This window comes from Sodalinema sp., assembly GCF_046483825.1.
Taxonomy (GTDB): domain Bacteria; phylum Cyanobacteriota; class Cyanobacteriia; order Cyanobacteriales; family Geitlerinemataceae; genus Sodalinema.
On the sequence record NZ_JAWOCL010000035.1, the window covers coordinates 1 to 11,323 of the forward strand.

10 protein-coding genes and 1 other RNA gene are annotated in these 11,323 nt (G+C 49.9%); all 11 read left to right on the forward strand.

What is annotated here, in order from left to right; all coding sequences use genetic code 11:
• The first annotated feature begins 292 nt into the window (after positions 1-292).
• Entirely contained in the window at positions 293-1,009 is a 717-nt protein-coding gene (locus tag R6U67_RS02305) for a peptidoglycan-binding domain-containing protein (protein ID WP_410251052.1), read from the forward strand.
• A gap of 177 nt (positions 1,010-1,186) precedes the next feature.
• Entirely contained in the window at positions 1,187-1,681 is a 495-nt protein-coding gene (locus tag R6U67_RS02310) for a Mov34/MPN/PAD-1 family protein (RefSeq protein WP_410251053.1), read from the forward strand.
• A 99-nt stretch (positions 1,682-1,780) separates the two neighbouring features.
• Positions 1,781-2,953, forward strand: a complete 1,173-nt coding sequence (moeB, locus tag R6U67_RS02315) for a molybdopterin-synthase adenylyltransferase MoeB (protein WP_410251054.1) — start codon at positions 1,781-1,783, stop codon at positions 2,951-2,953.
• Positions 2,954-3,465: 512 nt separating this feature from the next.
• Positions 3,466-3,693, forward strand: coding sequence for a hypothetical protein (locus R6U67_RS02320; RefSeq protein ID WP_410251055.1), 228 nt, complete (start codon positions 3,466-3,468; stop codon positions 3,691-3,693).
• Between the two features lie 78 nt (positions 3,694-3,771).
• The gene (locus tag R6U67_RS02325) at positions 3,772-4,608 is read left to right on the forward strand and encodes an Npun_R2479 family HD domain-containing metalloprotein (protein WP_410251056.1); all 837 of its coding nucleotides are present in this window, start codon (positions 3,772-3,774) and stop codon (positions 4,606-4,608) included.
• Between the two features lie 88 nt (positions 4,609-4,696).
• An RNA gene (gene rnpB / locus R6U67_RS02330) (RNase P RNA component class A) lies at positions 4,697-5,104 on the forward strand.
• Positions 5,105-5,139: 35 nt separating this feature from the next.
• Complete coding sequence (rnc, locus tag R6U67_RS02335; RefSeq protein WP_410251057.1) at positions 5,140-5,886, forward strand: ribonuclease III; 747 nt, start codon at positions 5,140-5,142, stop codon at positions 5,884-5,886.
• A gap of 22 nt (positions 5,887-5,908) precedes the next feature.
• Positions 5,909-6,946: a Gfo/Idh/MocA family protein gene (locus R6U67_RS02340; RefSeq protein WP_410251058.1), complete on the forward strand. Its 1,038-nt coding sequence runs from the start codon at positions 5,909-5,911 to the stop codon at positions 6,944-6,946.
• A 74-nt stretch (positions 6,947-7,020) separates the two neighbouring features.
• Positions 7,021-7,605, forward strand: a complete 585-nt coding sequence (locus tag R6U67_RS02345; RefSeq protein WP_410251059.1) for an SH3 domain-containing protein — start codon at positions 7,021-7,023, stop codon at positions 7,603-7,605.
• Positions 7,606-7,629: 24 nt separating this feature from the next.
• Complete coding sequence (locus R6U67_RS02350) at positions 7,630-8,805, forward strand: aminotransferase class V-fold PLP-dependent enzyme (protein ID WP_410251060.1); 1,176 nt, start codon at positions 7,630-7,632, stop codon at positions 8,803-8,805.
• Positions 8,806-9,018: 213 nt separating this feature from the next.
• The gene (locus tag R6U67_RS02355) at positions 9,019-11,088 is read left to right on the forward strand and encodes a DUF262 domain-containing protein (RefSeq protein ID WP_410251061.1); all 2,070 of its coding nucleotides are present in this window, start codon (positions 9,019-9,021) and stop codon (positions 11,086-11,088) included.
• Positions 11,089-11,323 lie beyond the last annotated feature (235 nt).

An 11,323-nucleotide genomic window follows, 5' to 3' on the forward strand; every position in this document is an offset into this window, starting at 1 on the left:
GTTTCGACGACGGGGGAACTCTCAAACTCCCTAGGAATCAGGGTTCAAGTCCCTTAAAACTCTACCACAAAACCCCTACATTATCCTGAGACCCGTGAGAATGAGTCTCAGACCAATCGGCAGTCACCCTTGGGCTTTGTGAACCTTTCTCGAAACCTCTCTCGAAACCTCTCTCAAAACCGATGTCAAAACCTATGTCAAAATGTCAATGTGGATCGAAGCATCAGTGTGCCGACAACCGCCTCGAAGCCTCTGAATCCACGGTTTGCCAATCTGTTGGGAGTTCCTCGTTATGCCAAAGCTTATCTTGAATCACCAACTCCTATCTCACCGTCTGCTAGTGGGATTGGTTGTGGCCTCGGCGATCGCCATACCTGAGGTCGCTTGGACAAAACCCCAAACAGACCCATCGATTCAACTCTCTCAAGCTTCTCTCGATCTCAACCCGAATCGCCCCCTGTTGCGAGTTGGCAGCAACGGCTCCGAAGTGCGGGAATTACAGGCCATGTTGCAACTCATGGGATTCTATCGAGGGACGGTAACCGGGGAGTATGGCGAACAGACCGCCAGAGCCGTCTCAGCCTTCCAGCAAGCCGCCGGAATTGACGCGGATGGGGTCGTTGGCATTCAGACCTGGAATCGCCTCTTCCCGACGGTTCCCCTCGGCGGCGTTGCCACTCCCGTCTATGACCCTTTGCCCCAGGGAACTCGCCCCGACACCGCCCGTTCTAATCAATGGCTCCCAGCTCCCGATACGGCGAATACGGCGGCGAACTCTGTCGCAACGCCAGCGAGTCGCAATTTGCCGGTGCTTTCTTCTGGCGATGAGGGGTCTGCTGTGGTGGAACTGCAACTGTTATTACAAGATTTAGGCATCTATCAGGGAGAAATTGACGGCATCTATCAATCTTCGACGATTGCGGCGGTGGAACGCTTCCAGTCTCGTTCGGGCCTCTCGGTTGATGGGGTGGTTGGACCGATGACTTGGAATGCGTTGTTGGGATATTGAGGGGAGAGGGAATAGGGAACAGGGAATAGGCAGTGGTGGGGGGTTTCCCTTGTGGGTGGATTCTTCGAGCTGAGTCGTACCCTTGGTTACTTCAGATAATACAAATTAAAATAGCTAAATCCATGTCTTGACAGGGTTTATTGGCTTTTTTTGTCAATTTTCAAGTGTCGAAATTTAATGATGATTTACATCTCCAGCCAACAGTTACAGGAACTTCACCGTCATGGGGAAATGGCTTATCCCCGTGAATGCTGTGGTTTGCTGCTGGGAACTTGTGAAGGGGAACAGGCTCGGGTGACGGAGGTTTGGCCCGCTGAGAATGCTTGGGATGAGGAGTCGGCGGTGCAGTTTGAGGATGTTGAGGACTCGACGACTTCCGAACGCCGTTATACCATTGCCCCAGAACTGATGTTAGCGGCTCAGAAGACGGCCCGCGATCGCCGTTGGCAGATTCTCGGGATTTATCACTCTCATCCGAATCATGAGGCAATTCCCTCCGAGTGCGATCGCCAATGGGCCTGGCCAGAGTACTATTATCTGATTATGGCTGTTCGTGATGGCCAAGCCGGGGACAGTCGTTGCTGGCGATTGGATGAGAGGCGGCAGTTTCAGGAGGTTCTCATCGACCGTTCCATTGACGGTTCCATTGACGGTTCCATCGCTCGCGCTTAACGTTCCGTGACGGGATCGAGGGAAGGCGATCGCAGTCGCTAGAATAATACACTGGATCATACAACGTTCTCGACTCTACCAAGTCTTAGACCCATCATCATGCTCAATCCAAACTTAGAGCAAATTCAACTGACGAATGCGGACTATGAACGCTATTCACGCCATCTAATCCTGCCAGAAGTTGGATTAGAAGGGCAAAAGCGTTTGAAAGCCGCCAAAGTGCTCTGTATCGGAACCGGGGGACTCGGATCTCCCTTATTGCTTTATCTCGCTGCTGCTGGAATCGGTACCCTCGGCATTGTGGATTTCGATGTTGTGGACAACTCGAATCTACAACGCCAAGTGATTCACGGAACCTCATGGGTGGGGAAACCGAAAATCGAATCAGCTAAACATCGCATTCATGAGATTAACCCCGATTGTGATGTTCATCTCTATGAAACTCGCCTGTCCTCGGAGAATGCCCTAGATATCATTGAAGCGTACGATATTGTCGTCGATGGAACCGATAACTTCCCGACGCGGTATCTCGTCAATGATGCCTGTGTTTTACTCGACAAACCCAACGTTTATGGTTCCATCTTCCGTTTTGAGGGCCAGGCGACGGTGTTTAACTATGAAGGTGGCCCCAACTATCGGGATTTATATCCTGAACCCCCACCACCAGGAATGGTTCCCTCTTGTGCCGAAGGAGGCGTCTTAGGGATTCTACCGGGAATGATTGGGGTGATTCAAGCCACGGAAACCCTGAAGATTATTCTCGGTCGCGGCACCACCTTGAGTGGTCGGCTGTTGCTGTATAATTCCTTAGAGATGTCGTTCCGGGAATTGAAGTTACGACCGAATCCGGAACGCCCCAAAATTGACAAGCTCATTGATTATGAGCAGTTTTGTGGGATTCCGCAGGCTAAAGCAGAGGAAAATAAACAAAAAATGGATCTTCAAGAAATGACGGTCTCGGAACTGAAGACGCTTATTGATAGCGGTTCTGATGACTTTGTTCTCGTTGACGTTCGCAATCCCAATGAGTATGAAATTGGTAAGATTGATGGCTCGGCCTTGGTTCCCTTGCCTGAGATTGAGGATGGTGACGGGGTTGAAAAGATTAAGTCGATGCTTGACGGCAAGCGTCTGATTGCTCATTGTAAGCTCGGAGGACGCTCCGCTAAAGCGTTATCGATTCTCAAGGAAGCGGGAATCGAGGGAACCAATCTCAAAGGTGGTATTGCGGCCTGGAGTGAGGAAATTGATGACTCAGTTCCTAAGTACTAAGGAGTGAACCATCGTCTCTCCCCGTCTCTCTCCCCGTCTCTCTCTCTCGTGTTACGGCTGTGCCGTCCTCTCTTGTGTTACGGCTGTGCCGTGACATGATGCTGAGCGGCTCTGCCGCCTGGAGAACGGGAAACAGGAGGGAACAGCCGGGACCCCCTGGCAAACCCAGTTCTGCGGAACTGGGTTTTTTGCTGCTTTGTTTGTCAAGATTTCCTGTTTTTCCAGTCAAAGTTTGCTGACCCTTAAGAGAACAGAACGCAACTAAATAGATTAAGAACTCGATTAAGAACTATTTTTTTTTGTCAAGATTGATGTTTTTGTAACATCAATTACAGATATTTGAGAGAATGATTGTGACAGAGATCGCCAATTTTCTGCGATCCCAGTCACGATTTTAACCGATCCCAATTACCTGATGCGGCGATCGCAATTACTCACACTCCTGTACGAGATCGCGGCTAGATACAACGGGCGGCCGCATCATTGGAGAGATAGAAGATTCTCTTAAGATAATGACAAACTCATTTTTACCCTCACTCCCCACCCTGTCTGACTTTTTCTTCCAAGTTTGGGAAAATGGCCAACTCACGAAAGCCGATCGCCTGCAATTGCGCTCCTATCTATTGAGCGATCGCCTCACCGAAGCCGACTATACTCTCCTGAACCGACTCCTGCACGCCGTGCGTCGAGGTTGGGTTTCTTGCACGAGCGATCGCCGAGATGGGGAAGTAACTTGTTAAAATAGGGCACGATAAGTAGCCCATCACAATCACTTGTGACCCACATCCCCCACAAGAAACAGCAAAGGAAAACAGGCGATGTTTAATGCCACTCAGTTACTCATCGACCGTTTCGTCCCCAAACTTCAGGACAACTACCACCGCACCTATGGCGGGCTAAAGTCTGACTACGCCGAGATTATTGGCTGGGCGGGTGGTATGGCATTGGAAAACATCGCCAACAGCGATGCCCTCTATCACAACGTCGAACATACAATCTTCGTCACCCTAGTCGGACAAGATATCCTCCGGGGACGACATATCCGCGAAGGAGGAGTCTCCTGCGAGGATTGGCTCCATTTCACCATCGCCCTGCTCTGTCATGACATCGGCTATGTCAAAGGCGTCTGTCGTAAAGACGACCCCACCCGGCGACTCTATTCAACCGGGATTGACGACACCATGGTCTACCTGGCACCGGGGGCAACCGATGCCGCCCTAACCCCCTATCATGTCGATCGCGGAAAATTGTTTATCGACGAACGCTTTGGAGGGCATCGCCTCATTGATGCCGAACTCATCCGCAGCAGCATGGAACTGACGCGGTTTCCCGTTCCAGCCGGAGAAGATCACCAAGATACCTGTAATCTCCCCGGCTTAGTTCGGGCCGCCGATCTGATCGGACAACTGAGTGACCCCCGTTATCTACAAAAAATTAGCGCCCTCTTCTACGAATTTGAAGAGACGGGAACCAACAAGGCTCTTGGCTATAAAACCCCTGGAGACCTACGCAATGGCTATCCGAAGTTCTATTGGAACGGGGTCTATCCCTACATCAAAGAAGGACTCAAATACCTCGAAGTGACCCAAGAAGGGAAACAAATCGTCGCCAACCTGTTTAGTAACGTCTTTCGCGTTGAACATGCCGCCGTTTGAGACCGGTTTCTGGCAAGCGACCCAAAAGTCAGGTCGAACGATCCACATCTTGTCACCCGACCCGGTCTGCTGTCACACTAAGAACAGAGAAAGTCGGTGAGGCAGTTGCGAACTGGCGGAGCTTCGCTTTAGCCAGTTTGAGGAAAGTCCGGGCACCCGAAAGACCGAACTTGCTGGGTAACGCCCAGTGCGCGCGAGCGTGAGGAGAGTGCCACAGAAACATACCGCCGGGATGACCTCGACGCTGAGGCGACGAGAGATCCCGGTAAGGGTGCAAAGGTGCGGTAAGAGCGCACCAGCAGTATCGAGAGGTACTGGCTCGGTAAACCCCGAGTGGGTGCAAGGTCGCCGGAACGACGGTTGGTCTTTTACCGGTTCCGATGTTGGAGAACCGCTTGAGGCGTTTGGTAACAAACGTCCCAGATAGATAACTGCCCGTCTCATCGTCTGACGACGATGGGATAGAACAGAACCCGGCTTACGACGACTTTCTCTACCCCTTGTCATCGCCTGATTTCTCCCTCACTCCCTATGGTTGCCCTGCCTCCTCAGCGTCAAGACGCGCTACATCAATTCATCCTTAAGTTAGGTTTAGCTCAAGATTCCCGCATTGACTGGGATCTTTTGGATACGGCGTTAACTCATCCGACGGTGTCCCCGACTCGCAACTACGAACGCCTGGAGTTTATCGGCGATGCAGCGATTCGGCTGGCCTCGGCCGAGTTTCTTTGGGAAAGTTACCCCGAGGCGAAGGTGGGAGATTACGCCGCGATTCGTTCGGTTCTGGTGAGCGATCGCACCTTAGCCGAAATTGCCGAATCCTACGGGTTTCAGCGCTATTTATTAGTCGGTGGAAGTGCCAGCGGCGATAAGGCCGGCTATAGTTCTCGCTTGGCCGATGCCCTAGAGGCGGTGGCAGCAGCCCTTTATCTGAGTAGCCATGATACAAGTTTGGTGCGCCCCTGGCTCGATAAACCTTTTCGTCCCCTCGCTGAACAAGTGCGCCAAGATCCCGCCCGACAAAACTATAAGGCGGCGTTGCAAGAATGGACTCAGGGCCATTATCGGCAACTGCCAGACTATCGTGTCGTCGAACAGGTGACGCGAGAACATAATAGCGATCGCCGCTTCGCCGCTGAAGTGTGGCTCAATGACCGTTGTCTGGGCCGGGGAACCGGGCGCTCGATTAAGGCGGCGGAACAGGCGGCGGCCCAAGAGGCCTTTGTGGCCTTATCCCCGGCTGAAACGTCCCAACAGTCCCCAGTGTCTCACTCTTAAGTTCACGTTTTCAGACGGGTTTATGACAGGAATTATTATGATTGGCGCGGGTCGTTGGGGCAATCACCTGATTCGCAATATCTTAGAGCATCCAAACGGGGAATTGCTGGCAGTGGTCGATCGCGATCGCCAACGTCTACAAGCGGTCAATCAACGCTTTAACCTAGAAGCCGCTGGGGTCATGCTGAGCCAAGATTGGCATAACACCCAAGACTTGCCCGCTCAGGGGGTGATTGTAGCCACTCCCGCTACGGATCACGAAACGACCATTCGCGAGGCTCTAGAACGAGGCTATCATGTCTTAGCCGAGAAACCCCTAACCTTAGAGTCCGAGACGGCGATCGCCCTGTGGGAGTTGGCCCAAAAACAGCAACGACTGCTCAACATCGACCACACCTATCTCTTCCATCCCTGCGTGGAACGGGGGGCGCAGGTACTGCGTCAAGGTCGCTTGGGGGAACTCCGCTATGGCTATGCCGCACGCACTCATCTAAGTCCCGTTCGCAATGATGTCGATGCTCTCTGGGATTTAGCCATTCACGATATCGCTATTTTTAATCATTGGTTGGCCGAGTTTCCGGTTCAGGTTCAAGGAACCGGCAAGATTTGGTTGCAATCTCAGGGGAAGACCGCCTCGCAGCATCTGTTTCCCGAGGGCTTGGCCGATGTCGCCTGGGCGCGATTAGTCTATCCCAGTGGTGTCGAGGCGACGATTCATCTGTGTTGGGCGAATCCCGATAAACAACGACGTTTAGCCGTGGTGGGAGATGCGGGAACTCTGGTATTTGACGAACTCGCGGCCGCTCCCTTGACGCTGATTCAGGGACAACTCACCCAGGATGAGGCCGGGATATGGCAGCCGAGTGCCGTTACCCCCGAAGCGATTGAGGTGGCTCCTGGTGAACCCCTGCGACGGGTCTGCGATCGCTTCCTAGAGGGGATTGAAACCGGTCAAAGCTGCGATCGCTCCTCGGGGGCTGTGGGGGCGCAATTGGTGCGAGTATTAGAGGGCCTGTCTCAGTCCTGTCGTGAGGGGGGCCGGCTGATCAATCTGTCTTAAGGGTCTTGGATTAGGCAATACGTCCGCTAAAATTCATAGCAACTGCGTTAAAGAGCCTTGAAGCTCCTGATACCATGAAATTTCCTCTTGCTTTTCTTCCCCTTGCTCTCGGAACCGTCTTAATAGGGGCTAATGGGGCGATCGCTCAGTCTTACCCCAACGAGGCCCATGTCTGCACCCCAGGCGCACGCCTGAACCTACGGGAAACCCCCGGTGGTCGAGTCTTGACGATTCTCAACAATGGGACATCCCTCGAACGAGTCGCGCCCCCAGCCGGAAACTGGCAGCCGGTGGCCACCCCGAACGATCGCGGCTATGTCTGGTCCGGTTATGTCTGTGATGGGGAATCCGATGAACCGGTGGCGCAACAACCGGCAAGGGCGCGAGGGTTTCAGCCGGCCATGTGTCCTGATGTCAGTTTGGCTCGTAATGTGGTAGCCCCCGATGGTCTGAATGTGTATCGCTCTAATAATCCCAACAGTGAGATTGTACGCTTTCTCAGCGAGGGAGCGGCGATTATTCTCGGCAGTACCAACACCACCACTGACGAAGCGGACTATCTCTGGTTACCCATTGAACAGCCAGCGATGGGTTATATTCGCGTCGGCCGTGACGGAGTGGTTGATAAGATTGGTGAATGCACGCGCTTCTATCCCTAAAGACAACAACTAATAAGAGCAACGGTGTCTCAACAACAACGACAACAGTTTCCAGCCCTGAGCAACAAAACCTATCTCAATTATGGCGGTCAGGGTCCCCTGTCTCAGAGGGCCATCGATGCGATCGGGCAAGCCTATGAGTGGGTGCAGCGAATTGGTCCATTTTCGGCTCAGGCCAACGCTTGGGCGAGTGATTGCGCCCACAGGACGCGGGAGGCGATCGCTCAAGAGTTGGGGTTTACCCCAGACACCATTGCTCTGACGGAGGATGTCACCGTCGGCTGTAATATTGCCCTCTGGGGCATTGATTGGCGGCCGGGCGATCGCCTGCTGATGACCGACTGCGAACATCCTGGGGTGGTGGCGACAGTAAAGGAACTTCAACATCGCTTTGGCATTGAAGTCGATATCTGCCCTGTTCAAGCCACCCTAAACAACGATAAAGCGGTTGAAGTGATTGCCCAGGCCTTGACACCCAAGACCCGTTTAGTGGTGTTGAGTCATATTCTTTGGAATACGGGGCAAGTGTTACCCCTCAAGGAGATTGTCGCGGCTTGTCGTCAGGTGCAGACCGATTTCGGGGAGCCGATTCGCGTCTTAGCCGATGCAGCTCAGTCTGTCGGGGTATTACCGTTGCAGTTAGCCGCTTCTGGGGTCGATTATTACGCCTTTACCGGACATAAATGGCTCTGTGGTCCTGCTGGGGTGGGTGGGTTTTACTGTCACCCCGAGGCCATGGCCAGTCTGCGCCCCACCTTTATCGGTTGGCGCGGCATTACCATGGATGGAACCGGCAATCCCACCGGTTGGAAAGCCGATGCGCAACGCTATGAGATTGCCACCTCAGCGTATCCGTTGTATGTCGGCTTACGGGAGGCGATCGCAGTTCATCGCAGTTGGGGAACAGCCCCGGAACGCTATCAGCAAATTTGCCGCAATAGTGAACGACTTTGGCAAGGGTTAAGGGAGATTCCCCAAGTCACCTGTTTACGGACGGCCCCCCCGGAGGCGGGGTTAGTCTCCTTTGTCTTGGAGTCAGGGGAACACAAGGGCCTGGTACAGTTTTTGCAGGAGCAAGGGGTGATGGTACGGACAATTCTCGACCCCAGTTGTGTCCGGGCCTGTGTCCATTACTTTACAGATGACGAGGAGATTGAGGAGGTATTGCGGCAGATTCGTCGCTTTATCGAGGGCAATTGACGGTAGGGTGCGTCCCGGCATCGAGTCATCTTAAACCTTGACCGAAGATTGGCAACTTGCCGGAACGCACCGCTTTCCCAGATTAATGATAGACCAAACGGTAGGGTGCGTCCCGGCATCGAGCCATCTTAAACCTTGACCGAAGATTGGCAACTTGCCGGAACGCACCGCTTTTGTAGTAGCTTGAACGTAAATTCATTGGTGTAGAAAACCATGCAAGTTAAAAAACTTCCCATTTACGAATTTCTAGAAGGGCGTAACAAAAGCTTTGTTATTCCTGTCTATCAGCGGGACTATGCCTGGAAAAAGAGTAACTGCGAAAAGTTATGGGAAGATTTATTATATATACAAGACCATGAGAAACCCAGCCATTTCTTTGGCGCGTTAGTTAATATCTATAATAATCAGGAAGAATGGATGGTGATTGATGGACAGCAACGACTGACGACCATCTCGCTCCTCCTGCTGGCATTAGTCAATCATTTGAAGGTTAAGCCAGACAAAACCTCTGGCGAAGAAGATTTGCAAGAAGATATTTTAGATTATTATCTAATCAACAAGCGAGCCAGGGAAGACTCACAACGAATCCGTTTGAAACCCAATAAGAATGACAGGCTCTATTTCGAGAGTTTATTCAGAGATGAGGCTATTAAACAGAATGACTCTAATATCATCCAAAACTACCTATTTTTCTATGAAAAAATATCAGAATCAACAATTAGGCCCTCTGATATTTTTGAATTATTCAAGAAGTTAGAAATTGTCAATATTGAACTGGAAAGTAATCTTGATAATCCACAGCTAATTTTTGAAAGCCTAAACTCGACTGGAGTTGACCTAAACGATGGAGACTTGATCAGAAATTATGTCTTAATGAATTTGAGTAAGGACGAACAAGAACGGCTTTATAATACCTATTGGGTACAGTTAGAACGTCTTTCAACAGACGTGGCTAATTTTATTCGTGTTTTTCTGATGTATCAGTTACAGAAAAACATTACAAAGAGTAAGCGAGCAGTTTACAACGAGTTTAAGAAATACTCTGAAACCAACTTCTCGAACAACAGCTCGCAACTTCTCCAGTATTTAGTGAAGTATTCCGAGTTTTACAGCTATTTTATCAACAATTCTCAGCATCCGAGTTCAGCAATCAATCAAGCACTTTACCGTTTACATAGACTAGAATTTACAGTCTGCTATCCATTCTTGTTAGACGTCTTTGATTTATTTGAGCAAAATATCCTACAAGAATCTGATGTTATTCGTATTATTCAGTTAATAGAAAGCTATGCTTTTCGGCGAATACTGGTCACAAACAGCACTCAAGGACTCAACAAGTTGTTTATCGTCCTCTCAAAAGAAATCAAGAAAGAAGATGATTGGGAAAAAGATTATTTCCAGATTATGAGTTTTATTCTCAAGAATAAATCAGCCGGACAAAAATTCCCATCTGATGAAGAATTTAGGACAACCCTTATCCATAAAGAAGTCTATAAGTTGAATGCAAAAAATCGAAACTTTTTGCTAGAAAATTTAGAGAATCATGATTCGCCTTATAAAGTTGATCTCGGAGACTTGACAGTTGAACATATTATGCCGCAAAAGCTAAACCAGGAGTGGAAAGCGGCTTTAGGAAATGGCTATACAGAGATTCACCGAAAATATCTGCACACTCTTGGCAATTTAAGTTTGACGGCAAAAAATAGCAGTTTATCAAATAAAAGCTTTAACGACAAGCAGGATATTGATTTTAAAACCAGTAAATTATCTTTGAGTTTTGCGTTGAATGATGTCAAATCTTGGAATGAAATAGCAATTATAGATCGAGCCAACCGATTGGCAAACAAAGCCATTGAAATTTGGAAGTATCCAGAATCAACATTCAGTAAAGATAGTGAAGAGCCGGAGTTTTATGACTTTGACGAGACCATTGATTTTCGGGGAATGAAGCCGAAAACCCTACTCATCGAAGAGCGTCAGTGTCAAGTTAAAACTTGGAGAGAAATTCTAACCATAATCTGTCAATTTTTGTTTGAGCAATCGCCAACCGAGTTTAAGTTGGTTGCGGCAAGTCCCGAGTTTTCGCGTTACTTTGCAAATGCTAAAAATAGAGATAAATTACGATTTCCTCTTGAGTTTACAGATTTGTATTTTGTTGAGGGGAATCACTCGTCTAATAGCGTTATTTCCCTATGTTGTCGATTATGTGCTGAATTAGGAATTGACCAAGACAAGTTCAGTCTCGAAATTGCCGGAGCACCGGCCCTTATCGAGGGCAATTGACGGTAGGGTGCGTCCCGGCATCGAGCTTTCCCAGGTTAATGATAGACGAAACGGTAGGGTGCGTCCCGGCATCGAGCCATCTTAAACCTTGACCGAAGATTGGCAACTTGCCGGAACGCACCGCTTTTGTAGTAGCTTGAACGTAAATTCATTGGTGTAGAAAACCATGCAAGTTAAAAAACTTCCCATTTACGAATTTCTAGAAGGGCGTAACAAAAGCTTTGTTATTCCTGTC